We start from the raw sequence: 26,600 nt of genomic DNA on the forward strand, positions 1-26,600 counted from the left end.
CGGTTCGGGTGCCGTCAGGTCGATCTCGAAGGCCGGAAGCTGAGCCGTGGCGCTTACGTTGCCCGCGCCATCGGTCTGGCGAGCGAGCACGCTGCCCTGATCGTAATTGCCTTCGGGTACGATAAAGCTCGTGCCGCGCCCTGGCAGCCAGCTATCGCCGCCATCCAGGCTGTATTCCCAGCGCGCCCCCTCTTCCAGATTGCCGACCCGAACCACGCCGTCATTGGTGAGTGCACCGCCGACCAGCTCGAGCGTCGGGGCGTCGGGAAGCGCGATATCCACTTCCACAGCGCCCAGCTGGGCGGATTCGCTGACGTTCCCGGCGGCATCGGTTTGACGCAGGCGCACGTCGCCCGCCGCGTACTGCCCCGGCGGCAGAACGAATTGGCTGCCCGCGCCGAAAGTCCAGCTGGCCCCGCCATCGAGGCTGATTTCCCAGCGCGCGCCAGCTTCGATATTGCCGATGGCCAGCGTGCCATCGCTGGTTAGACCGGCAATCTCACCGGTGTCGTTGATCAGGCTGAGAGTCGGTGTGTCCGGTGCGGTGGTATCGACGATGACCGAGCCTAGCGTTGCCAGGTTGCTGGTGACGCCGTCGACGCTCTGGCGCGCCAGCACCTGCCCCGCCGGATAACTGCCTTCGGGCAGGTTGAAGGTCGTGCCGATCCCGTTGAACCAGCTGAGGCCACCATTCAAGCTGTACTGCCACGTGGCGCCTTCGAGAAGGCCGCTGACCTGTACGATACCGTCGTTGGTGATGCCATCCACCTGCCCGGTGTCGACCAACAGGGCGATAATCGGCGCGGGCGGCGCCTCGGGGTCTACCGGCAGGCCGCTGGAGGGGTCGACGGTGATCGGCCCCAGGGAAGCAAGCAAGCTTTCGTTGCCTGCCGCGTCGATCTGGCGGGCCAGAATATCACCAGCGCCGTAGCTGCCTTCCGGGATGACAAAACGATCGCCGGCGCCGGTTTGCCAGGTTTGGCCACCGTCGAAGCTGACCTGCCAAACGGCGTTGGGTTCAAGGTTGCCGATCAGCACAGTGCCATCAGCGATGACGCCCTGAACCGGGCCGTCCTGGTCCGCCAGGGTGAGCGTGGGTGTGGCGGGCGCGGTGGTATCCACCTCGAGCGCCCCCAGCGCAACGGGCTTGCCGGTATTGCCGGCGGCGTCTGTCTGGCGCACCAGAACCTGCCCGGCCGAATATACCCCTTCGCTCAGCTCAAAACTTTCGCCTTCGCCGTCGAGCCAGTTACGACCGCCGTCGAGACTGACCTCCCAAGTCGCCCCCGCTTCGAGATTGCCGACGTCGACGGTGCCGTCGTTGGTAATACCGCCATTACCAGCGGGTGTCGCCGTAGGGGCCGCCGGCGGGGTGATATCGATGATGACGCCGTCGACCAGCGCAGGCAGGCCGACATTACCGGCGCCATCGATCTGGCGCACCTGGATCTGGCCATCGCCGTAGCGGCCTTCAGGCAGCGTAAAACGGTCGCCGGTGCCGGGCTGCCAGCTCTGGCCGCGGTCCAGGCTGTACTCCCAGGTAGCCCCCGGCTGCAGGTCGCTGACCGTGACCGTGGCATCGTTGGTGATATCGCCCTCGGCGCGCTCGACGGTGGGCGCCTGAGGCGGCTGTGTCACGATGGTCACCGCCCCCAACGGCGCTACCTCGCTGACGTTACCGGCGACGTCGGTCTGGCGTACTTGAATGTCACCAGCCGCGTACTCGCCCTCGGGCAGCACGAGGCGATCCCCGGTGCCCCGCTGCCAGCTCGTACCGTTATCCAGGCTGATTTCCCAGAACGCCGTGGGGTCGAGATTACCGATCACCACGGTGCCATCGGCGCTCACGCCGTCCAAGCCGCCGGTATCGTTGGCAAGCGCAACGCTCGGTGCTCCCGGCGCCGTCTGGTCGACCGTGACCGCGCCCAGAGTCGAAGTGCCGCTGGTCAGCCCTTCCGGATCGGTCTGGCGTACCAGCACTTGGCCGGCAGCATAGGTACCCTCGGCGAGCTCGAAGCTCTCGCCCTCACCGGCAAGCCAGCTATTTCCGCCATCCAGGCTGTACTCCCAGGTATTGCCGGCCACCAGACCATTGACCAGTACGGTGCCATTCGAGGTAATGCCATCGACGCCGCCGGTATCTTCGGCCAACACAAGCGTAGGGGTGGCCGGAGCATTCGGGTCGGCCGGTGGGTCGATGGTAAGATCCACCGTGATCGGCCCGAGGGCGGTTGCCGGGCTTTCGTTACCTGCCGCATCGATTTGACGCGCCACCACCTGCCCCTGTTCGTAGGTACCCTCGGGCAGCACGAAACGATCACCGGTGCCCGGCCGCCAGGTAGTACCGCCATCGAGGCTGTATTCCCAGCGCGCCTGCGGATCGAGATTACCCACCAATACGGTGCCATCGGCGGTCACGCCCTCGCCGTCGAGGCTACCGGCAAGGGTCAGAAGCGGCGCCGGCGGCGGCGTCAGATCGATGACGACGGCTGCCAGGCCACTGGGAACGCTGACGTTGCCGGCCAGGTCGGTCTGGCGTACCAGAATTTGGCCCGCCGCATAGCTGCCTTCCGGCAGCTCGAAGCTCGCGCCCGTGCCCGTGGTCCAGCTCACCCCACCGTTCAGGCTGTACTCCCAGGTCGCGTCCTCTTCGAGATCATCGACAAGAACGGTGGCATCGTTGGTGATCGCGCCATCGCCCGCCAGGGTGGCACTCGGGGCCGGCGGCGCAGTGATATCGATGACGACGGGCGCCAGAGAGCCGACGGAGCTTTGATTGCCCGCGCCATCGCTTTGGCGTACTTGCACCTGGCCTTGTACGTACTCGCCTTCGGGAAGATCGAAACTCGAGCCAACGCCGACCGTCCAGGTCTGGCCACCATCGAGGCTATATTCCCAGGTGGCCCCCGCCTCCAGGTTGCTCACGGTGACGGTGGTGTCGTTGCTGATCGGGCCATCATCGGGAAGCGCCAGCGTAGGCGCTTGAGGCGGCGTCAGATCGACGGTGACCGGGCCAAGCTGGGTCGGCGCGCTGACGTTGCCGGCGGGGTCGGTCTGGCGCACCTGCACCTGATCCACGGCGTAATCGCCTTCGGCAAGGATGAAGCGATCCCCCACCCCGCGCTGCCAGTTTTGCCCGCCATCCAGGCTGATCTCCCAGTAGGCGCCGGGTTCGAGTGCGCCGATCAGAACAGTGCCATCGGCGGTAATACCCGGAATATTGCCGGTATCTTCAAAAAGCGCGAACGCCGGTGATTCCGGGGCAGTGGTATCGATGATGACGCTACCCAAAGCGCGCGTACCGCTGAGCCGATCCTCGGCATCGGTTTGACGCACCTGCACCTGGCTTCCAATGTATTCCCCTTCGGTCAGCACGAATCGATCGCCAACGCCGGGCTGCCATGTGGCCCCGCCGTCAAGACTGAACTCCCAGCTTCCTCCGTCGACCAGCCCTCCCACGAGTACGGTGCCATCCGAGGTGATACCGTCGCTATCGCTGCTGCCCGTGTCATTGGCCAGGCTGAGCGTGGGGGTAGCCGGTGCGGCCGGATCAGTCGGCTCGTCGATGATCAGATCGACCGTGACCGGCCCAAGCGCGGTGGTGTCACCGATGTTGCCCGCCGCATCGATCTGGCGCGCCAACACCTGACCGTCGGTATAGCTTCCTTCGGGCAGAATGAATCGATCACCGCTTCCCGAAATCCAGTTTTCCCCGCCGTCCAGGCTGTACTCCCAAGCGGCACTGGGCTCGAGCGACTCGACCAGCACCGTGCCGTCGGCGGTGACGCCATCGTTCGCGCCGGTATCGTTGGCAAGGCTCAAGACAGGCGCCGCGGGCGGCGTGGTATCCACAGTGACCGCACCCAGCCGCCCAAAGCCGCTGACATTACCCGCCCCATCGAACTGGCGAACCAGCACCTGCCCGGCACTGTAAGCCCCCTCGTCGAGCAGGAAGGAAGTACCCACACCGGCCAACCAGGTTTGCCCGCCGTCCTGGCTTATCTCCCAGCGTGCGCCGGGTTCGAGGCCATCGACCTCGACGGTACCGTCGCGGGTGATTCCATCCACGTCACCGGTGTCGTTGGCAAGACTCACTACCGGCGCATCGGGCGGCGTGGTATCGACCACGACGGGCGCGAGCACGCCAACGGGGCTGATCACACCCGCCGAATTACTCTGGCGCACCTGAACCTGACCTTGAGCGTACTCTCCTTCCGCCAGCACGAAGCGATCCGCCTGCCCTGCCCGCCAGCTCGCACCGCCGTCCAGGCTGTACTCCCAGGTAGCGCCCTGCTCGAGCCCACTTACGATCACCGTGCCGTCGCTGGTGATACCGTCGGTCTCGCCGGTATCGTTGGCCAAGGTCAATGCCGGCGCCTCTGGTGCGTCCGGATCGCCTGGCTCTTCCGGGTCGCCCGGTAGAGACAGGCTCGGGTCGATGACGACCGCGTCGAGCTCGACCACCGGGCTTACGTTACCGGCGGCGTCGCTCTGGCGCACCTGCACCTGGCCCTGAGCATAGCGGCCGTCGGGCAAGATGAACTGATTGCCGCTGCCCGGTTGCCACGTTTGACCACCGTCGAGCGAGAACTCCCAGCGCGCGCCTTGTTCCAGGTTGCCGATCAGGAGCGTACCGTCGGAGGTAATGCCATCCGGGGCGCCGGTATCATTGGCAAGCGTCAATGTCGGCGTATCGGGGTCGGTCTGGTCGACGACCACGGCACCGAGCGTGCGCGTGCCGCTGGTGATTCCTGCACTGTCGGTCTGGCGTACAAGGACCTGGCCAGCGGCGTAGGCGCCCTCAGGCAAACTGAAGCTGTCGCCTTCTCCGGCCAGCCACTGCTGGCCACCATTCAGGCTGTACTCCCAACTGCCGCCCTCGACCAACCCCTCCACCAGAACGGTACCGTCGCTGGTAATGCCATCGCTATCGCTGCTGCCCGTGTCATTGGCCAGGCTGAGCGTGGGGGTAGCCGGTGCAGCCGGATCAGTCGGCTCGTCGATGATCAGATCGACGGTTACCGCACCAAGCTGGGTAATATCGCTTACGTTGCCCGCGGCGTCGGTCTGGCGTACCTGCACCTGGCCTTCGGCGTAGTCGCCCTCGGGGAGTATGAAGCGATTACCAGCGCCTTGTTGCCAGGTCTCACCGCCATCGAGACTGAATTCCCAGCCCGCGCTTTCCTCGAGATTGCCTACCTCGAGCGTTCCGTCGCGAGTCATGCCCGGTAGCTCGCCGGTGTCGTTGGCAAGGTTCAGCGTTGGCGCGTCGGGCGGCGTCTGATCAACGACCACGCTGCCAAGTACCCCGGTATCGCTGGTGGCGCCGTTGGCGCTGGTCTGACGAACGCGCACCTGCCCGGCGGGATACTCGCCTTCAGGAAGATCGAAGCGGTCACCCCCTCCCGCCGACCAGGTGCTACCGCCATCCAGGCTGTACTCCCAGCTGGCGTCCGGCTCGAGCCCATTTACGATCACGGTGCCGTCACTGGTGATACCGTCGATAGCGATGCCGGTGTCGTTGAGTAGCGCAAGCGCCGGCGCAACCGGCACCGTTGGATCAGTGGGATCTGTCGGATCTGTCGGATCTGTCGGGTCGGTCGGGTCCGTCGGATCTGTCGGATCAGTTGGATCTGTAGGATCAGTGGGATCTGTCGGATCTGTCGGATCTGTCGGATCTGTCGGATCTGTAGGATCAGTGGGATCTGTCGGATCTATCGGGTCGGTCGGATCAGTCGGATCTGTCGGGTCGGTCGGGTCCGTTGGATCTGTCGGGTCAGTCGGATCGGTCGGATCAGTCGGATCAGTCGGATCAGTCGGATCAGTCGGATCAGTGGGATCTGTCGGATCAGTCGGATCGGTCGGATCAGTCGGATCTGTCGGATCTGTCGGATCTGTCGGATCTGTCGGATCTGTCGGGTCGGTCGGATCAGTCGGATCAGTCGGGTCGGTCGGGTCCGTTGGATCTGTCGGGTCCGTCGGGTCCGTCGGATCTGTCGGGTCCGTCGGATCCGTCGGGTCGGTCGGATCGGTTGGATCGGTTGGATCGGTTGGATCGGTTGGATCGGTTGGATCGGTTGGATCGGTTGGATCGGTTGGATCGGTTGGATCGGTTGGATCGGTTGGATCGGTTGGATCGCCGGGCTGCTCGGGATCGATAGGCTCGCCCGTTTCGTCTTCATCCTCATCGACCGGATTCTCCGGATCGACGGGATCACCCGCCTCACCCTCATCGTCATCGACCGGCGGCGCGTTATTGGCGCTGGACGAGTGATTGCGCCCCGCGGCAATGGCGCCGGCACCCACCCCCACCACTCCCAACGGGGCCAGCAGACTTTGCGTTAAAGAGCCACCCGCGTCAAGAACGGCCCCGGTTCCACGCTCGATCTCGAAACCTGCATATTCATTCACGGGATAAAAGGGGATGAACGTTACCACCCCGCTGGAGAGCGTCGTTAACTCAACCGGAATCAGCTGATCTTCCGCCCCCGTTAGATAAAGCTCGCTTGGGGCATCGCTTGAAGCAGCGGAGTAGAAATTGACGATACGCAGGGTCTCGCCATTGGAGAGCTCGAACACCAGGTCGTTTCCATCGCGGGTCATGGATACAATGTCTTCCGGCGCGATCTGCAAAAGTACCTGGCTCGGTCTTGAAAGCACTACCTGGTCATCGAATGTAAAGGCAGAAACATTAGCGACATCACTATCAAGAAAAGATACTTTTGCCTGATACGACATGATTAGCCCCCAACTTTTTATTAAAAGAATAATGTCACTATTGCCCACTACAGGTTGAACTTTCAATATGATTTTTTAGCGCCCTAACGTGATTCACGATTCATTTATTAGACATTTACGATAAACGGCAAATGTTAAAATCATGAAACAATTTGATCGAATCAATGGGTTACAAAATAATGTTGGCTATTTATCGATAAAATTGTTTTTATTTTTCGAATTTATCGAATATTTATCGCTCAACAAAGCGCTTATTAATCAAAATTTATATCTTATTATTTTATTAAAGTTGTTACCGAAAGGGTTATCGAAGGTATCTTTTCTTTACGAGAAAGTAGACCAATTACTTCGCACTTGAATTAAAAATTCGTTAAAAAGCATTAATTATCAGACAACTTATCATGTGTCGAAAGAGGAGGTTTCACATCAATGAGCACGAGTTGAGAAACTCGACTAAAGTTAATCACGAGCGCTACACGAGATGGGAATCAAGGCGTTGATAGCCGTTTGTGAATGACAAGGAGAAGTGAGCGATGTCGAGCCCCGAGCATAAGCAAAAAATCTGGAAAATGATCAAGGATATTCAGGTCGGTATGTTGGTTACGATCGACCATGACATGCCACGCGCCAGACCCATGCATTTGGTGCAAAAGGAGTATGACGGTACGCTCTGGTTCTACACGCGCCGTAGCGCCGAAAAAGTATTCGAAGCCGAGAAGGATCACGACGTTTGCCTGAGCTTCTCGGATCAGGAGCACGGCACCTACGTCTCACTGTCCGGCACGGCGAGTTTGAACGATGACCGCGATCTGATCGAAAAATACTGGAGCCCTTTCGTTGCCGCCTGGTTCCCGGACGGCAAGGATGATCCGGACATAACGCTGCTCGAGATAAAGATACAAATGGGCGAGCACTGGAAAGCCAACGAGAGCAAGGTCTATCAGCTCTACGAAATCGCCAAGGCGAATATCAAGAAGGACGAAACGCCAGATATGGGTGAAAACGAGAAATTCGGCCAGCAGACCTGAACCGACCTTATCATCATGCAAAACGTCAGCGAGCGCTGGCGTTTTGCATTTTAAAACAGGACTAAACGATCACGTTCTACGTCAATGCAGGCGAAGCCCCTCAGCCCGATAAAGCCGGTTCACCTCGATGACACGCCCCTCGATCAAATGACAATACTGCCGCGAAGTCGTGCCCTCCTGACGGGTGACGACCTCGCCGCCTTCCCGCTCGCAGTAGTCGACCGCAATTTGCTGCGCCTGGTCCACATCACTTGCTCCGGACGCGGCGCAGCCCGCCAGCAAGGCCAATATGACAATGAAAGAGCACTGTCGCATCATCATGAACTCTCCGAGCATCGAACGTGGGTCGTTAATCGTGTTGCGCTGCAGAAGCGCTCACTGGAGAGCTGCCTATTCGCCTTGCATGCTCTCGAGCTCACGAGCGCGTTCTGCCGTTTCACGCAGCATACACAGATTGCCGGACACTCGGGCAAGCGTCCCATCCGCGCTGGCATAAAACCCACAGTTGGCGTCCCGGTACGAAATCCAGCGCCGCTGCGCATCGCGCAGCGCCTTACGCCGTTCACCGGACAGATCGCCTCTCAGCGCGACGTAAACCTCGTTCAACTGCGTATCCTGACGCTCGAACTCCTCGGCAATACACTCGACCATCCCGGCCGTCACGCCTTTAGCCTCCTCCATACACGTATCATAAGCCGCGCTATAGAGCGCATCGGCGCTAACGTCCTGCGCCATGGCCAGAGCCGGCAAACTCGAAAGCAAAGCGCCGGAAAGCAGTAAATAGTAACGTTTCATCATACCCTCGAAATTCCGTCGATCCGTTTCACCCGGCAGCCCGAGATCGATACCGACCATGGGAAGACACGTGTACCTGAAAGATAAAAGATACTCGATGGTTTCGAGAAGAGCGAATGGGGGCGTATTACTGATACTGACGACGAACCATTGAGTGGGTATCGCCTTGGCGTCCCTGGCAGGAGTCGAACCTGCGACCTGCCGCTTAGGAGGCGGCTGCTCTATCCTACTGAGCTACAGGGACATGGGGCGGGTAAAGCGGCGCGTAGTATAGCGCGCTCGCCGGGTGAGGCCAACCGGGCGGGCTAAATCCACCCCAGCACTCGTAGCAGGAAAATCCCTAGCGTAATGGTCACGCTCGCCATCAGTGTGGTGATCGCGATGATGTTGGCGGCCAGGGTTTCGTTGGCGTTCATCGCTTTGGCCATGACGAAGCTGGCGGCGGCGGTCGGGCTTGCGAAGAACAGAAACAGAAGCCCCAGCGCCTCGCCGGAAAAGCCGAAGAGCCAAGCCGCCACGGTAGAGATCGCCGGCAGCGTGACCATCTTCATGACGCTGGAGCTGATCGCCACCTCGCGACCGCTTCGCAGGCTGGCCGCCGAGAGCGTGGCGCCAATGCAGATCAGCGCCAGCGGTAGCGTAAGCGAGGCGAAGTAGTTGCCCGAGGTCATGACCCAGCTGGGCAGTTCGATCGAGAGCGCGGTGAACGGCGCAGCCAGCAGCACCGCAATGATCAATGGGTTGGACGCGATCTTCTTGAACATGCTGCGCCACTGGGTGGCCTGGCCGGGCTGATAGACCGAGAGCACCCATACCGAGAGCACGTTGTAGAGCACGATGACCAGCCCCAGCAGCAGACTCCCCGCCGAAAGGCCGTAGTTGCCGTACATGCCCGCGGCCAGCGCCAGCCCCACCACGCCGCCATTACCGCGAAACGCCCCCTGCACGTAGATACCGCGCTCGGCGTAGGGCACCCGGTAGCGCGCCCAGAGCCAGCTCAAGAAGAACTGCGCTATCGTGGCCAGCGCAAAGAAAAGCAAAAGCGGTACGTCGAGCGCCACCCCAAGATCCGCCTTGATCAAACTCAGAAAGATCAACGTGGGCAGCGTGGCGCGAAACACCAGCGCCGAGGCGGTCGAGACGAACGCGCGGTCGATCAGCCTGAGCCGCTTGAGCACGATGCCGATGAACACCATGGCAAAGACCGGCAGGGTAATATCCAGGGTACGCGCAAAGAGTTCTACGAGGTTCACGGGAGTCTCTGGGTCAGAAAGTCATCACTATTATTGCACGAGCAAAGCCCTGATCGATCAAAAGAGCGCCATGGGGTCGAACTCGCCGGGCTCGTGGACCACCACGTCGTTGCGCCCGCGGTTCTTGGCCTCGTAGCTCGCGCCGTCGGCGCGGGTCAACGCATCGTCGACCGAGACGTCGCTGTCGCTGAACCGCGTCACGCCCATGCTCAGCGTCACGTGATAGACCTTGTCGGCGTGGGTCACGGTGACTTCGCTGACGACCTTGCGCAGCGCCTCGGCGATGCGCTGGGCCTGCACCAGCGTACAGCTGGGCAGTAGCACGGCGAACTCATCGCCCCCCTGACGAGCCACGTGATCGCTACGGCGCACTTCCCAGGCGATGACCTGAGCAATACGCCGCAGCATCTCATCGCCCAAGGCGTGGCCGCCCTCGTCGTTGATCGGTTTGAAGTGGTCGAGATCGAACAGTAAAAGCGCCGAGGGTGTGCTGGTTTTCTGGAAGTCGGCGTAAGCCTCTTCCAAACGGCGCAGAAAGCCGCGCCGGTTGAGTAGCCCGGTGAGCGGGTCGTGCTCCGCCTCCCAGCGCTGCAACGCCTCCTGCTGGCGGCGCTCGGTAATGTCCTTGACCACGCCGACCAGCCCCAGCGAATGGCCGCTTTGCGAAAGCATGACCACCCGTGCGTGAATATCGAGCCACAGCGTCTCGCCATCGCTTCTCAGAAAACGCAGCTGGCGAACATAGTCCTGGCCGGTTTTCAGGCTGTGATGCCAGAGATCCACCGCGCCCTGGCGGTCGTCGGGATGAATCTGCTTGAGCCAGACCTCCATCAGCATGTCCCGGGAAATCGCCAGCATGCTCAAAAGCGCCGGGTTCATGTAGGTGATCACACCATCGAAGTTGGAGACGAACATGCCCTGGGGGCTCGAATTCAGCACCGAGTCGAGAAATGCCTCGCGCTCCTGCAGGTTCTTGAGCAGCTGGCGACGCTCGTCTTCGACGCGGTTGAAGGTCAGCGCCACCTGCTGGAGCTCGTGCATGCTCGTGTCAAGCTCGATGCTCGAGCGTCGGCTCTGCCCCACTTCGTCGATTTGCGTCTCCAGCCGATTCAAGGGCGAGAGAATGCGCGCCAGAAGGCACCCGAGCATCGGTACGATCAACAGCGCCAACGCCAACCAGATCCATGAAAGCCGGCGAATGAAGTCCGATAGCGGCAGCTGCGCCTGGCCGACCGGCAGGTAGAGCGCGACGATCCAGCCCGCCGACCATACCTGCGAGTAAGCTTGGTAGACGTTCTCGCCGCGAAAGAGCTCGCCCACGCCGTCACCGCTCCAGCCATCCAGCGCCAAATCGAGCCACGGATAGTCGTCGCGGCGCTCGATCGGTGCATTCACGCGCTCGCGCTCCGGATGATAAAGCACCTTACCGGAGGCGGTATAAATCGCCGAGTAGCCGCCCTGGCCCAAACGGATCTTGGCCAATCGGTTGAACAGCCCGCCGGAGTCGAGCCGCACGACGCCGCCGATGATCCCCTGAAACTGGCCGCGGCTATCGAGCCTGGGCACGCTGACCAGCACCAGCGGCGTCTGGCTCGCCCGGCCGATGAAGGGCTCGCTCACGTAGGGGCTGCGCGTACCCCGCAGCATGCCGAAATGCTCGCTATCGCTTGTATCAAGCCCCACGCGGCCCACGATCGAAGGCCAGTCGGCGATGATCACCCCCTCGGCGTTACTGACCACTACTCCATCGAACCAGGAGAGAAGCGAGTCGTTTTTCATCAGCTCGAACTGCACCCACTCGGCGTCGTCGGCGGCGCCGAGCGCCACGTTTAGCCGCTCGAGCGCCTCGATCCGCGTATCGACCTGCTGGATGAGCTCGTCGGCGATGAGCGTGGCCTCATAGCGTAGATGCGCTACGTTGGCGTCGTGCAGCATCTTTTTACCCACCTGCCAGCTCAGTCCGAGCATGAGCGCGGCCATGAGCAACAAGGTAAAAGAGAGCCCCAGCAGCAGCCGGCCCTTGAGTGAGCGAAGATAGGTAAGTCGTTTGCGTAAAAAGGCTGGCAGCACTAAAGATACCTGCTGGTCGATTTATTCTTGAACAATGCCAAAGTCCCATGGCGGCAAGCTCTAGATAGTGGCGAGGGCCGACGGCCCCGCTTATGCACGCACGCCTCGCTCCCCTTGAAGCCGATACGCACGGATAAGCCCGCATTCACGGCGCAACCCGCCTTCGTTGGCCAGCCGCGGTCCAATATCCCTTTGAATGTAATTACCTTAATCACTTATCGCGTAAAGGTCACGAAGGCGGTCACCATTCAATGAATTTAACCGCTTAATTGTCCTCTACTCGCTGGCTTTCAAAGACCCAAACTGCGTAACATTACGCCTTTAACACTCGCCTTCATTATCGACACACGGCACTTCATGGAAGAAAAAATCGCGGGCTATACCTCGTTTGGCATCGGAAAGATCGCCGCTCTAGGCAGCTTTTTACCGGAGTACACTAGGGCGATTCGGCTTGGTCCTTTCTCCAGGCACCCGGATGCAGTGATCGGCTGGGGCTTAAAGCCCACGAGTCTGAAGGCCAGACGTATGGCACAGCGCCATTCGCTCCCTTACGTTGCGCTCGAAGATGGCTTCGTGCGCTCGCTCGGACTTGCCGCTCAGGGCTATCAGCCACACAGCTTGGTCGTGGATCATAGCGGCATCTATTACGACGCCTCGCGCCCGAGCGATCTGGAAAACCTGCTGAACACGCACACCTTCAGTGAAGAAGAGCGCGCGCGCGCCAGGCACTGCATGGCGCTTTTAAAGCGTGAGCGGCTGTCGAAATACAACCACGCGCCGGATACCCCAACGGCCGACGCCCAGAGCGCCGATGTGCTGGTGGTAGACCAAACCGCTGGAGACGCTTCCATCGAGTACGGCGGCGCCACGGCGCAAAGCTTCGAGGCAATGCTTACCCACGCGCTCGAGGCTCACCCAACGAGTACGCTGTGGGTCAAGATTCACCCGGACGTGATTGCCGGCAGCAAACAGGGCCATCTGACCCGTGCCCTCGGGCATCCCCGCTGTAAGGTAATCAGCGAGGATATCAACCCCTGGGCGCTGTTCGACCGGGTCGACACGGTGTACGTAGTAACCAGCCAGCTCGGGTTCGAGGCGCTGCTTGCCGGCAAGACCGTGCACTGCTTCGGCCTGCCCTTCTACGCCGGCTGGGGGCTGACCCGGGATCAGCTCGCGTGCCCGCGGCGCACGGTCAAGCGACGCCTCGAGGAGGTGTTCGCCGCCGCCTACCTGCACTACTGCCGCTACGTCAATCCGTATACCGGCGAGCCCAGCACGCTGGAAGCGACCATTGCGCTGATCGGTGATCAGAGGCGCCAACAAGAACGACTTCGAGGCAGCTGGCGCGCCTGTGGCTTCTCGCACTGGAAGCGCGGTTTCGTGGGCGATTTTCTCGGCCCTGCCACGCGCGTGGATTTTCAAAAAACGCTGCCGAATGACAACACGCCAGAGACCTCGCATCTGCTGGTCTGGTCGAGCCGTATCGACGAGCCGTTCAAACAGCGCCACCGTGCGCTGATGCCCGCGATTTGGCGCATGGAAGATGGCTTTATTCGCTCGGTCGGGCTGGGCGTTGATCTGGCGCGGCCGCTGTCGCTGGTCATCGACCGCCAGGGCATCTACTACGACCCCAGCCAGCCAAGCGATCTCGAGACGCTTTTGAACGAAAGCGACTTCAGCCAGACCGAGCTTACCCGCGCCGCGCATTTGAAAAAGCGGCTGGTCGCGCTGAAGCTGTCGAAGTACAACGTTCAGGGTAAAGCGGCGTTCGAGCTACCCGCAGGCGCCTTCACCGTACTGGTGCCGGGCCAAGTCGAAAGCGACGCCTCAATCGCGACCGGCTCGCCACGGGTCTCGACCAACAGCGCGCTGCTGAAAGCGGTGCGCCGCGCCTGCCCCGATGCCTTTATCCTCTACAAGGCGCACCCGGATGTGCTCAGCGGCGCGCGGGTGGGCAAACTCGATAAAGAGGCCGCGACCCTGTATGATCTCGACGCCAGCGATCTGGAGATTTCGACGCTGCTCGAGCGAGTAGATGCCGTTCACACCATGAGCTCGCTGGCCGGTTTCGAGGCGCTGTTGCGCGGCTGCCAGGTCACCACCTACGGACTCCCGTTCTACGCCGGCTGGGGGCTGACCACGGATACGATGCGGTGTAAGCGGCGCACGCGCCGACTGAGCCTCGACGCACTCGTCGCCGGTACGCTGATTCGCTACCCCTCCTACGTCGACCCGCGTACGCGCCAGCTGTGCAATGCCGAAACCGTCGTGACGCTACTCGAGCAGGCACGCACGCGCTCTCCCGCGCTGCGTTTGCGCCAGCGCCTTTACCGCTACTACCGCAACGTCTGGATTGGAAGCCACTGAGTCAATGCAAAAGCGCGCGTTTTTGTTTCTACAAGGCGTCTGTTCGCCGTTTTACCAGCGCCTGGCTCTAAAGCTTGCAAGCGACGGGCACCTGGTCGTCAAGGTGCACTTCAACGCCGGTGACATTGCCTACTGGCGGCGCTCGCTGGGTAAAAGCCATCTGTTTCGCGGCCCGCTCGATCAGTTGCCGGACTACCTGCGCACGCTTTGGAACCGCTACGCTATTACCGACCAGGTGCTGTTCGGCGATCGCCGCCCGGTACACCGCCAGGCAATCGATCACGCTCAGGCGGCGGGTATCCGCACCCACGTATTCGAGGAGGGGTACTTTCGCCCGTTCTGGATCACGCTCGAGCGCGAAGGGGTCAACGGCCACTCGCTGTTACCGCGTGACCCGGCCTGGTTTTTCGAAACCGGCAGGGCGCTTCCCGCGCTGCCCAAACCGGTGCGCTTCAAATCCTCGTTCAAACTGCGCGCCCGCCACGACGTCGCCTACCACTTGGCCGGGCTCGCCAACCCGCTGGTAGCACCGCGCTATCGCAATCACGCAAGCATTACCGCGCCCCGGGAGTACGCCGGCTACATCAAACGCTTTTCGCTGCTCAAGCGGTGGAAAAAACGCGATAACCTGCGTGTCAAGGCACTGATCGAGGGCAAGCGGCCGTTTTTTCTGTTACCGCTTCAGCTCAATACCGATGCCCAGATTCGCGATCACTCCCCCTACGCCAACATGGCCGAGGTGATGGATCACGTCATGGGCTCGTTTGCCGAACACGCCCCGGCGGACGCCTTTTTGTGCATCAAGAATCATCCGCTGGACATGCTGCTGGTCAGCCACCTGCATACGGTCAAGCGGCTGGCGCGGTTTTACGGATTGGAAGAGCGCATCGTCTATCTCGAGTCCGGCGATCTGGAAGCGCTGGTCAAACACGCCGCCGGCACGGTTACGGTGAACAGCACCGTAGGGATCGTCGCGCTGGAAAACGCCTGCCCCACTTTTGCCCTGAGCGACCCGATCTACAACCTCTCGGGCCTTACCTGCGACGGTACGCTGGACGAGTTCTGGGTTTCGCCGCCGCCGCCGAGTAGCGCCCTGTTCGATGACTTTCGCACGACCGTGATGCACACGGTTCAGGTCAACGGCGGCTTTTACTGCCAGAAAGGCATCGAGCTTGCGGTCAACAACGCCGCGCACGTACTCGAGGCCTGCCCTTCGCCGCTGGAGAAACTGCTGTGAACGATGTCCGCCTCAATCCCCAAGCCTCGACCTCCACGGCCAGGGGGCATGAGCGCTGCGTGTTGATCACCGGCGCCACCGGTGCCATCGGCGGCGCGCTTGCCAAACGCTACGCCACGCCCGATACCCACCTGGTGCTGCACGGGCGCAACGTCGAGGCGCTCGAGTCGATTACGAATGCCTGCCAGGCGCAAGGCGCACGCGTAACGCCTTCGAGTGTCGACTTGACCGATGACAGCGCGCTCGGCGCCTGGCTCGATGAGCTTTGCGCTAACCGCGTACCGGATGTAATGATCGCCTGCGCGGGCAAGAATACCCACCCCCAGGGCCCGGGCGAGCTCGAAGCCTGGCCCGAGCTCCAGGCACTTCTGGATATCAACCTGACAACGCCGATCCGCATGACCCAGCATCTTGCCCCCGCCATGAAGGCGCGCGGAAAAGGCCAGCTGGTCTTGATCAGCTCGCTGGCGGGCTGGCACGGCCTTCCGACCACGCCGGGCTACAGCGCCAGTAAGGCGGGCATCAAGGCCTACGGCGAAGGGCTCAGGGGGCTTCTTGCGCCTTATAACGTGGGCGTGACCGTAGTGATGCCAGGCTACGTAAGCTCGCCCATGTGCGATGCCATGCCCGGGCCCAAACCCTTCGAGTGGCCGCCTGAGCGCGCCGCGCGGGTGATCCAGCGCGGCATCGACGCCAACCGCGCGCGGATCAGCTTCCCTTTCCCCCTGAACTTCGGTACCTGGTGGCTTGCGGTCCTGCCGGCGGGTATTTCCCAGTGGCTGGTCAAACGCCTCGGATTCGGTCAGTGAGGAATCAGCCGTGCAGAGTGTAACGCTTGCGCTAATGGCGCCCTTTCTGATCGGTCTGGTCGCGAGCGCGCTGCTGGAAGCCGGGCTACGCCCGAGGCCCGCCCCTTTTCATCGACGCTCGCCGGCGAGCGTCGCGGTGCATATCGGCAGTTGGTGCCTGCTGTTCGCGCTGTTTACCCTGGTGCTTCAGCGGCCCTGGTTTGCGCTGGTGTTCGTGCTGTCACTGACGCTGGTGGTGGTCCAGTCGAGTAACACCAAATCATCGACCCTGAAAGAGCCCTTCATCTGCCACGACTTCGAGTACTTCTGGGACGCGATTCTTCATCCGCGCCTCTACGTACCGTTTTTCGGCATTGGGCTTGCCGTGGCGGCAAGCAGTGCTGGCGCGCTCGCCATCGGCGGCTTTTTCTACTTCGAGCCCTCCTTGGCGGGCCGCTTTGGCGCCGCGTATATCGGCCCACTGGCGGGGTGCGCGGCCCTGGGCGCGCTGCTGGTAGCGGTGGGGCTTGGAAAAAGCCCACGCGCCACCTTCGAGCCCGCCGCCGACCTGCATCGGTTGGGGCTGTTCACAAGCCTTTGGCGTTACGGCGTGGCCCTTTATCGCTCGACGCCGCCAAAGGCCAGCGACTCCCCCTTCGAGCCATTGACCGCCCAGGCGCCAACGCCCGGCGCCCGTCTTCAAGCCACGCCTTTACCCCACGTGGTGCTGGTGCAGTCGGAGTCGTTTTTCGACCCAAGGCCCTGGTGTGACGATATTCCCCAAAGCGCGCTTGCCCACTTCGATGAGACCCGGGCCCAGGCCGTACAGAAAGGCGCGCTCGAGGTGCCCGCCTGGGGAGCCAATACCGTGCGCACCGAGTGCGCCGTGCTGACCGGACTTGCCCCAGGTGCCTGGGGGGCGCGCCAGTTCAACCCCTACCATACGCTCGCCCGCCAGGGGCTCCCGAGCCTTGCGTCGGCGTTCCAGGCGCGGGGCTATCGCACCGTGTGCGTGCACCCTTACAACGCGCGCTTTTACAAGCGCGACCGGGTCATGCCCAACCTCGGCTTCGAAACGTTCATCGATATCGACGACTTCCCCGCCGAGCTGAGGCACGGCCAATACACGAGCGACCTGGCCGTGGCACGAAAGGTTGGACGTCTGCTCGAAGATGACGATAATAGGCCGCTATTTGTCTTCGTCATCACCATGGAAAATCACGGGCCGCTACACCTCGAAGCCCCGGACCAGGCAAGCGCCAGCGCCCTGTTGCCCAGTGCACACTGGCCGCTGCCCAGGCATCTGCGCGATCTGGCCGTCTACTTGAAGCATCTTGGCGAAGCGGACAGGATGATCGACGCGCTCAAGCGCTCGCTGACAGGTGCATCGCGCCCGGGGCTTTTGGCGTTTTACGGCGACCACGTGCCCATCCTGCCCGAGGCGTACGCGCATTACGGCGACCCGGACGGCCAGACACCCTACATGATATGGTCCACCGAGAGTGAGGATCATGGAGAGGCCACGCCCGAAGCGCTCAAGGCGCAGACGCTGGGTGTCGCGCTGTTCAACCGAGCGTTGGGAGGCGAACCCCATGGCGAATGGATCAAGGCAGCCCCAGAACCGCAGGAGCAAGAATGAGTAAACGCGTTGCCATCATTGGCGCCGCCCATCGTTTCCCCGGCACGACCCCTGAAACGTTCTGGCAAAATCTGCAGGCTGAAAAGGACCTGGTCACCCAGGTGGCGAGCGACCGCTGGAGCCTGGATGCCTACCAGCACCCGGACAAGCGCCACCCCGGCACCAGCGTGACCTTCGCCGCGGGCAGCCTTGGCGATATCAGCGGCTTCGATGCCGACTTTTTCGGTATCTCCCCGCGTGAGGCGGCCAACATGGACCCGCAGCAGCGCATGCTGCTGGAGCTTGCCTGGGAGAGTATCGAAAGCGCCGGTATCAAGGCGTCGACGCTGCGCGGAAGCGACTGCGGCGTGTTTCTGGGCGTGGCGAGTCTGGATTACTCCTACCGCATGGCCGACGACATGGCGGCGATCAACGCCTCCACCGCCACCGGCAACACCTCGAGCATCGCCTCCAACCGGCTCTCCTACGTGTTCGACCTTCACGGGCCGAGCATGTCGCTCGATACCGCCTGCTCCTCGTCGATGGTAGCCTTCCATCAAGCCTGTCAGGCGATCAGAAGCGGCGAAACCAGCATGGCGCTGGCCGGCGGCATCAGCCTGCACCTGCACCCTTACGGCTTCATCATCTTCTCCAAGGCGAGCATGCTCTCGCCCACCGGGCGCTGTCAGGTCTTCGACGAAGCCGGCAACGGCTACGTGCGCTCCGAAGGCGCGGGGCTATTCTTCCTGAAGGAGTACGAGCAGGCCGTGGCCGACGGCGACCCGATTCTCGCCGTGGTGGCGGGCTCGGCAGTCAATACCGACGGCTACAAATCCGGCATTACCGTGCCCAATCCCAGCGCCCAGATCGCGCTGATGAAGCGCGCCTACGAACAGGCGGGCATCAGCCCGGACGAGATCGACTATCTGGAAGCCCACGGCACCGGTACCTCGGTGGGCGATCCGATCGAAACCCGCGCCATCGGCGAGGCACTCGGCCAGCATCGGCAAACGCCGCTGCCCATCGGCTCGATCAAGAGCAATCTGGGCCATTTGGAAACCGCCTCCGGCGCTGCCGGGCTCGCCAAGGCGCTCTACAGCCTTAAGCACCGGGAGGTGCCGGCCACGATCGGCATTCGCAAGCTCAACCCCAACATCAAGTTCGATGAGTGGAACCTGAGCGTGGTGCAAAAGGCGCACAAGCTGAAGCCTGAAGGCCGGCTGGTGATCGGCATCAACTCCTTCGGCTTTGGTGGCGCCAACGCCCACGTGATTCTCGAAAGTGCCCCGGCATCCGCGACCCACGCATCGCACGGCGCCGACGCACCGGGCGATGCGCCGCTGCCTCTTCGCGTCAGTGGCAAAAGCGAAGAGGCGCTGCTGGCCAACGCCGACAACCTGGCCCGCCATTTAAAAGACCCGGACACCGACACCAGCGCCCGGGGCTTTTACGATATCGCCCATACGCTGTTTCACCACCGCGAACACCACCGCGCCGGTGCGCTCTGCTTTGCCCGTACCGCCGTTGATGCCACCCGCGCACTCGAAGCGCTGGCGAAAGGCGACACCAGCGGGGCGATCAAGCTCGAACGCCTGGATGCCGCCCAGGGGCCGGTGTTCGTCTTCGATGGCAACGGCTGCCAGTGGGAAACCATGGGCAAGGATCTGCTCGACGAGCCCACGTTCAGCGCGGCGATCGACGAGGTCGATGCCTTGTTCGAGGCGCTGGGCGGGTTTTCGCTGCGCCGCGAACTGGCGGGTGACAACATCGAGGCCGGTTCAGAAAGCCGCTTCGAGCGTACCGAAATCGCCCAGCCGGCGCTCTTTGCCCTACAGGTGGCGCTGACCCGCTGGTTCGCGGCGCAAGGCATTACGCCAGCGGCGGTGTTCGGCCATAGCGTGGGTGAAGTCGCTGCCGCTTGGGCGGCGGGCGTGCTGAGCCTGGAAGACGCGGTCAAGGTCATCTACTACCGCAGCTTCTATCAGGGCAAGACACGGGGCTTGGGTGAAATGACCGCCGCGGCGATCAGCGCCGACGAGATCGCATCCTGGCTCGCAGCGCCTGAGTTCGACCGCGTGAGCCTGGCCGGGGTCAACAGCCCCAAAGGCATCACCCTGGCCGGCGACGCCGACCAGCTCGGCGCGCTGGAGGCACGCCTGGCCGCCGAGGATATCTTCGCCAAGCGGCTGCCGCTCGACTACGCCTTTCATAGCCCGGCGATGGACAGCATCCAGGCGGGTGTGATCGAGGCACTTGGCGATATCACGCCTCGCCCTGGTTTGATCCCCTACTACTCCACCGTGACCGGCGCGCTTTGCGACGGCACCCGGCTGGACGCCCACTACTGGTGGCTCAACATTCGCGAGCCGGTGCTGTTCGAAAGCGCCGCATCGACGCTCATCGAGCAGGGCCACAACGTGTTCGTCGAGATCGGCGCACATCCGATTCTGCGCCGCTATTTGAACGAATCGCTGCGTCACCGCCAGCGCCAGGGGCTCGTGATCGGCACCATCGAGCGCCACAAGCCCGGCGCCGAGAGTCTTGCAAAAAGCCTTGGCCAACTGCTGCTAAGCGGGCTCGAGCTCGATACCCGGCGCTTCTTCCCGGTCGAGGGCGCGCGCGTATCACTTCCCCGCTACGCCTGGCAGCGCACCCGCTACTGGGTGCCCGGCACCAGCGAGGGCCAAGGGCTTTTATCGCGCTATTACGAGCACCCGCTTTTGGGCTACCGGCTGGCGCAGCAGGCCAACACCTGGGAGAGTCAGCTCGACACCAAACGCACGCCCTGGCTTGGCGATCACGTGGTCGGCGAAGGCGCGGTGTTCCCCGGCGCCGGCTTCATCGAGCTGGGCCTGGCCGCGAGTACGGCGCACCAGGAAGGGTCGTGTCTGGATATCGAGGAGTTCGAGATTCGCGCGCCGCTGCTGCTGGATGGCACCAACGGGCGCATTGCGCGCTCGACCCTGAACCCGGAAAGCGGACAGATCACGATTCACTCCCGCGAGCCCTTGAGCGAAGGCGAGTGGCAGCTCAACGCCGTGGCGCGCACCCTGCGTGAAACCCGCGGCTTTCTACTCGAGCGCATAGCGCCAGCGCGCCCTTCCCGCGCGCCGGATTTCGAGCTCGCCGAGCACCTGGCTCTGGCCGACGCGATCGGGCTTCACTACGGCCCGGCGTTCCAGGCGATCAAACGCGGCTGGCTCGACGGCGACACGGTACTGGGTGAAATCGAACTCGATGACGTCATCGAAACCCAGCGCGCGGCGTTCACGCTCCACCCCGGTATCGTCGACAGCGCGTTTCAAATGTTCATACCGCTTCTGGCCCACCACCGCGGCTTCGACGCAGGGCTCGCCTTCGTGCCGGTGCGCGTCGGCCGCGTTCAGGTCGACCTGAACGCCGGTGCCCCGGCGCTGGCGCGGGCGGTGATGACCAAGCGCGCGCCCCACTCCTTCACCGCCGACTTCGAGCTTTATGATGCCGAAGGTCGAGCAGTGGCGGTACTCAGCGAGACCCGCTTCAAGGCGATCCGCTTGAAGCGCGCGCGCCACCACGCGCTGAGCTATGTCGATGTCGCCCTGACCCCGGCGCCGCTGAGCGCCGATGTCACGCTCGCCCCGGGTGCTCTGACCGCGCTGGCGGATATCGGCAGCCACTTCGCCCAGGCCACCGGCGAGCGCTACGCTCGCGAGGTCGCCCCGCTGCTGGATAGCCTGTGCGAAGCCTTGACCGACTCACCCGATCAGACCGACCCCGAGGCACCGACCTTCGATGCCATCTGGCAGCTGCTGGTTCAGGACTACCCGGACTACTTCGCCCCCATTCACCTGGTCGGGCGGCTGGGGCTTCACCGGGAAGCACTGGCAAGCGGCGAGAAGGACCTTTCGACGCTGGCGATCACCTTTGATCAGCTCGCTGACCTCAACCGTGTGCTGATCGGCGAAAACGGCTGGAACGCGCTGGCCGAGCGCCTGCAAACGCTGCTCGGCGACGCGCTCACCGTCCTGCCCGAAGGCCAGCGCCTGACCCTGCTGGAAGCCGGCGCCTGTGCCCCGGCGCTGGGTCAACGTCTGCTCGAATCATTGACCGACAGCGCGGCGGATCGCTACCACTACCGCGCGCTGACTGCCTCGGACACCGCCCGCCACCAGGCGCTTCAGCTTCAGGAGCGCTTCCCGCTGATCGATGTGGCCGGTCTCGATGAAAGCCGGGCGCCCACCGCACTTGCCGAGCGGGCGCAGCTCGCTTTCGTCAGCGTGGATGTCACCAGCGCCGAGCGCACCCGCGCGCTGATCGAGGCGCTGCCCGGACACCTGGCCCCCGGCGCGCAGCTGCTGCTGGTCGGCGTTAGCCCCAGCCGTTGGCTCGACGACGTGCTGGCCACACCTGGCCTTGACCAGGCGCCGCTGGAGCAGGCGCAGCTGATCCAGTGGTTGAATGTGCAGGGCTTCGAGGTAGCGCCGCCCATCGCGCTGGAAGAAGCGGAAGGCGGCGCCTACCTGCTCCACGCCACGGCGGTCGACGAAAGCGTCGCCGATACCGAGCCGTCAGCCACGGCGCCCTATCATCTGGTGATCAGCGACGCTGCCACGCAGGAACTGGCTGCCCGCCTGGTCGAGGCGCTGGGCGACCGAGCCCTTCATCGACAGGGCGCTGACGCGCCCGGCCAACTGCTCGAAGCGGGGCTTGAAAACGAACTCGCTGGCACCGGCCCGCTCAACGTCGTCGATCTGCGCGGCCTCGGCGGTACGTCTACGGCTGAGCAAACCGCGCGCTGCGCGCGCGCTCAACAGTGGTCCCTGGCGCTGGAGGAGAGCGGACTCGAAAGCGCGGGCGCTGCGCCCACGCTCTGGCTGGTGACCCACGGCTTCGACGCGCTGACCGAGTCGGGCTCTTTTGACGCCGCGCTCTGGGGCTTTGGCCGTTCGCTCGCCAACGAGGCAGTAGGCCACGCGGTCACGCTGGTCGATTTGCCCGAGCCTTGCAGTGCCGAGGCGCTGGCAACGCTTGCGCAGTCGCTGGCCGCGTCGGATAGCGAAAGCGAGCTGGTCATTCGTGAAACGGGCGCGCGCTTGGCCACACGGCTTCGTACCCGCTCGGCGCCGCATCAGAGCGATGCTCAAGAACCGGCGCCGCGCCAGGCTATGACGCTCGGCTTCGCCCTGCCCGGCCAGCTGCGCCAGCTGCAGTGGCGCCCGCGGGCGCTTGAAGCGCTGGGTGCCAACGAGGTCGAGGTGCGCGTTCGCGCCACCGGCCTCAACTTCCGCGACGTCATGTACACGCTGGGGCTTCTCTCCGACGAGGCGATCGAAAACGGCTTTGCCGGGCCGACGCTAGGGCTGGAGTTCTCCGGCGAGGTCGTGGCTGTGGGTGAACGCGTCGAACACCTGACGCCCGGCCAGGCCGTGGTCGGCTTTGGCCCCGCCAGCTTCAGCGACCGCCTGATCGCAAGCCAGCACGCCGTAGCGCCGCTGCCGGAAGGCGTGAGCTTCGCGGCGGCGGCGACCATTCCCACGACATTTTTCACCGTCTACTACGCGCTGAAACACCTGGCGCGGTTGGAGCCCGGCGAAAAAGTGCTGATTCACGGCGCCGCCGGCGGCGTAGGCATTGCTGCGCTGCAGATCGCCCAGTGGATGGGCGCCGAGATCTACGCCACTGTGGGCTCTGAAGAGAAGCGGGATTTCCTGCGCTTGATGAACGTTGCGCACATCTACGACTCCCGTTCGCTCACCTTCGCCGAGGAGATTCTTCACGATACCGGCGGCGAAGGCGTGGACGTAGTACTCAATTCGCTGGCCGGTGAAGCGATCAACCAGAACCTGCGCGCGCTGCGCCCGTTCGGGCGTTTTCTCGAGCTTGGCAAGCGCGATTTCTACGAAAATACTCAAGTCGGCCTGCGCCCGTTCCGTAACAACCTGAGCTACTTCGGCATCGACTCGGACCAGCTGATGAAGGTCCAGCCGGCGCTGACCCAGCGGCTGTTCGGCGAGATGATGGCGCTGTTCAACGATGGCACCCTGAGCCCGCTGCCCTTCATCGCGTTCAGCCACAGCCAGGTAATCGACGCTTTCCGCTACATGCAGCAGGCGCGCCAGATCGGCAAGGTGGTCGTCACTTACGACGCCCCCATCGCCCCGCCCGCCCGCGAAGCGTTGGGTAGCGATACGCTCGCGCTCTCGTCTGAGGCCAGCTACCTGGTAACCGGGGGGCTTGGCGGCTTCGGATTGAAAACCGCCCAGTGGCTGGTCGACAAGGGCGCGCGTCAGCTGATCCTGGTCAGCCGCAGCGGCGCCGCCTCCGATGAGGCGCGCGAGGCGGTTCGAGCCTTCGAAAACCAGGGCGTTGCCGTACTAGCGGCGGCCTGCGATGTGACCGACCGCGCCGCGCTCGAGGCAATTTTCGAGCGCGCCCGCGCCGAACTGGGCCCGCTCAAGGGGGTCGTTCACGCCGCCACGGTGATTGACGATGGCCTGATCCGTAACCTGGACGCGCAGCGCATCCAGAGCGTGCTGGCGCCCAAGATCGAAGGCGCGCGCCACCTGGATGCGCTGACCCGCGACAGGGCGCTTGACTTCTTCGTGCTCTACTCTTCGGCGACGACGCTCTTTGGAAACCCCGGCCAGGCCAACTACGTGGCCGCCAACCACTGGCTCGAGGCCCTTGCCGAGCGCCGCCGCCAGAACGGGCTTCCCGCCACCTGCGTGCGCTGGGGCGCGATCGAAGACGTCGGCTTTCTGGCCCGTAATACCCGCACCCGCGACGCGCTGCAGGAGCGCCTGGGCGGCTCGGCGCTACGCTCCGATGATGCGCTCAAGGTGCTCGAACAGATGCTGGTGTCGAACGCCTCGAGCCTTGGCGTGCTCGAACTCGAGTGGGGGGCGCTGGCGCGTTTTCTCCCCACCGCCGAGGCGCCGCGTTTCAGGGAACTAGCGCGCCAAAGCGACGACGACGGCCACGCTGACAGCGACGGCGATATCAGCGCGCTGCTGGCGGAGCTTTCACCCGAGGAGCTTCAGCAGACGGTGACCGAGCTTCTACGCGCCGAGCTTGCCAGCATCCTGTTGATCGACGAGGAGAAGATCGACATCAACCGCTCGGTGTACGACATGGGCTTCGACTCCTTGATGGGCGTGGAGCTGATGACCGCGATCGAAAACCGGCTGGGTGTGCAGGTACCGGTCATGGTCCTGAGCGAAGCCTCGACGCTTTCGAAGCTTTCCGGCGTGCTGATCAAGAAACTCGCCCAGGAAGAGGACGTTGAAGCGTCGCCCCAGGATGCGCTAGCCTCTCTGGCCGCTCGTCACGGGGCAAGCGAGCTTAGTGAGGCGAGCGTTTCCACTTCAGCCGACGAGACACCATGACCCAAAAGCGTGCCGATTTGAAACGCCAGCTGCTGGAAAAGGCGCGAAGCCGCCCCAGCGCCCGCGCCCAGGCGCCTGCCCCCACCGGGCAGGCAGGTGAGCGCCCCAGGGCCGTACCCGAGCGCTTTACCCGTTTCGAGGAACACCCGGGCGCCCAGCAGCTTGCCATGATGCGCGCAGGCGCCCAGCAATTGGGATTGGTAGACCCTTTCTTCAAAGTGCACGAAGGCCTGGCCGGCGCCACCAGCGTGATCGACGGGCGCGAGTGCATCAATTTTGCCAGCTATAACTACCTTGGCTACGCCGGCGACCCTCGCGTGGTGAAAGCCGCCGCCGATGCCGCGGCGCACTACGGTACCTCGGTCTCGGCCAGCCGCGTGGTCTCCGGCGAGCGGCCGATTCATGGCGAGCTCGAAGCCGCGATTGCTGCCACCTACGGCGTGGAAGACGCGGTCGCCTTTGTCAGCGGTCACGCCACCAACGTCTCGACGCTTGGCTACCTGCTCGGCCCGCGCGACCTGGTCGTGCACGACGAGTACATTCACAACAGCTCGCTCGTGGGGGCGCAGCTCTCCGGCGCCAAGCGCATGGGGTTCAGCCACAACGACCCGGAGGCGCTCGATGCGTTACTCGAGCGTCATCGCGGCCAGTTCGAGCGCGTGATCGTGGTGATCGAAGGCCTCTACAGCATGGATGGCGATATCCCGGACTTGCCACTTTTCATCGAACTCAAAAAGCGTCATCAGGTCTGGCTGATGGTGGACGAGGCGCACTCGTTCGGGGTAATGGGCAAAACGGGGCTGGGGCTTGCCGAACACTTCGCGATCGACCCCACCGATGTGGATATCTGGATGGGCACCATGAGCAAGACGCTTTCCGGCTGCGGCGGCTACATTGCCGGGAGCCGTGCGCTGGTGGAAATGCTGCGCTACTTCGCGCCGGGGTTTCTCTACAGCGTAGGCATGCCTGCCCAGGTCGCCGCGCCGTCACTCAAGGTGCTCGAGCTGATGCCACAGGAGCCCGAGCGCGTAGCAAGGCTTCAGGAGAACGCACGCTATTTGCTCGATCGCGCACGAGCACTGGGCATGGATATCGGCCACGGCATCGGCTCGGCGGTGGTGCCGATCATCGTGGGTAGCTCGCCCAAAGCGGCAAAGCTGTCGCACGCCCTGTTCGAACAGGGGATCAACGTGCAGCCGATTCTCTACCCCGCCGTGCCGGAAAAAAGCGCGCGGCTGCGGTTTTTCCTCTCCTGCGAGCATACCACCGAGCAGATCGATCAAACCCTCGACGCGCTGGCGGCCTTGATGACGCAAGGTACCCACGCCTAGCCCGAAGGAGA

Annotated in this window: 12 protein-coding genes and 1 tRNA gene; 7 read left to right on the forward strand and 6 right to left on the reverse strand. The window is 63.2% G+C overall.

Annotated elements, in window-relative coordinates:
* Window positions 1–6,738 (reverse strand): BapA prefix-like domain-containing protein (locus tag ACGK9R_RS16610; protein ID WP_394583344.1); only part of this gene is annotated, 6,738 nt, incomplete at its 3' end.
* A 533-nt stretch (window positions 6,739–7,271) separates the two neighbouring features.
* Here ACGK9R_RS16610 and ACGK9R_RS16615 point away from each other — a divergent pair.
* Window positions 7,272–7,766, forward strand: a complete 495-nt coding sequence (locus tag ACGK9R_RS16615) for a pyridoxamine 5'-phosphate oxidase family protein (protein ID WP_394583346.1) — start codon at window positions 7,272–7,274, stop codon at window positions 7,764–7,766.
* Window positions 7,767–7,847: 81 nt separating this feature from the next.
* On the opposite strand, the gene ACGK9R_RS16620 is transcribed toward ACGK9R_RS16615, so the two are convergent.
* The 5 genes from ACGK9R_RS16620 to ACGK9R_RS16640 form a co-directional block, all read right to left on the reverse strand.
* A complete protein-coding gene (locus ACGK9R_RS16620; protein ID WP_394583348.1) occupies window positions 7,848–8,087 on the reverse strand; it encodes a DUF333 domain-containing protein in 240 nt (79 codons plus the stop codon).
* 69 nt (window positions 8,088–8,156) lie between these two features.
* Window positions 8,157–8,621 (reverse strand): lysozyme inhibitor LprI family protein, encoded by a 465-nt coding sequence (locus ACGK9R_RS16625; protein WP_394583350.1) that lies wholly within the window; start codon window positions 8,619–8,621, stop codon window positions 8,157–8,159.
* A gap of 107 nt (window positions 8,622–8,728) precedes the next feature.
* Window positions 8,729–8,805 (reverse strand) — tRNA-Arg (locus tag ACGK9R_RS16630).
* Window positions 8,806–8,866: 61 nt separating this feature from the next.
* On the reverse strand, window positions 8,867–9,814 hold the full coding sequence (locus ACGK9R_RS16635; protein WP_394583352.1) for an AEC family transporter: 948 nt from the start codon (window positions 9,812–9,814) through the stop codon (window positions 8,867–8,869).
* 57 nt (window positions 9,815–9,871) lie between these two features.
* Entirely contained in the window at window positions 9,872–11,782 is a 1,911-nt protein-coding gene (locus tag ACGK9R_RS16640; protein ID WP_394583354.1) for a diguanylate cyclase domain-containing protein, read from the reverse strand.
* Window positions 11,783–12,241: 459 nt separating this feature from the next.
* On the opposite strand from ACGK9R_RS16640, the gene ACGK9R_RS16645 reads away from it, so the two are divergent.
* Genes ACGK9R_RS16645 through ACGK9R_RS16670 form a run of 6 tightly spaced genes read left to right on the forward strand, consistent with a single transcriptional unit; the run spans window position 12,242 to window position 26,589 of the window.
* On the forward strand, window positions 12,242–14,251 hold the full coding sequence (locus tag ACGK9R_RS16645) for a capsular polysaccharide biosynthesis protein (protein WP_394583356.1): 2,010 nt from the start codon (window positions 12,242–12,244) through the stop codon (window positions 14,249–14,251).
* A gap of 4 nt (window positions 14,252–14,255) precedes the next feature.
* Complete coding sequence (locus ACGK9R_RS16650; protein ID WP_394583358.1) at window positions 14,256–15,488, forward strand: capsule biosynthesis protein; 1,233 nt, start codon at window positions 14,256–14,258, stop codon at window positions 15,486–15,488.
* On the forward strand, window positions 15,485–16,297 hold the full coding sequence (locus ACGK9R_RS16655) for an SDR family NAD(P)-dependent oxidoreductase (RefSeq protein ID WP_394583360.1): 813 nt from the start codon (window positions 15,485–15,487) through the stop codon (window positions 16,295–16,297). The genes ACGK9R_RS16650 and ACGK9R_RS16655 overlap by 4 nt, the downstream gene beginning before the upstream one ends.
* Before the next feature lie 10 nt (window positions 16,298–16,307).
* Window positions 16,308–17,915: an LTA synthase family protein gene (locus ACGK9R_RS16660; RefSeq protein ID WP_394583362.1), complete on the forward strand. Its 1,608-nt coding sequence runs from the start codon at window positions 16,308–16,310 to the stop codon at window positions 17,913–17,915.
* Entirely contained in the window at window positions 17,912–25,258 is a 7,347-nt protein-coding gene (locus ACGK9R_RS16665) for a type I polyketide synthase (protein ID WP_394583364.1), read from the forward strand. Before ACGK9R_RS16660 ends, ACGK9R_RS16665 begins: the two co-directional genes overlap by 4 nt.
* Window positions 25,255–26,589: an aminotransferase class I/II-fold pyridoxal phosphate-dependent enzyme gene (locus tag ACGK9R_RS16670; protein WP_394583366.1), complete on the forward strand. Its 1,335-nt coding sequence runs from the start codon at window positions 25,255–25,257 to the stop codon at window positions 26,587–26,589. Before ACGK9R_RS16665 ends, ACGK9R_RS16670 begins: the two co-directional genes overlap by 4 nt.
* Window positions 26,590–26,600 lie beyond the last annotated feature (11 nt).

Source organism: Halomonas sp. HNIBRBA4712 (assembly GCF_043558675.1).
GTDB lineage: Bacteria > Pseudomonadota > Gammaproteobacteria > Pseudomonadales > Halomonadaceae > Vreelandella.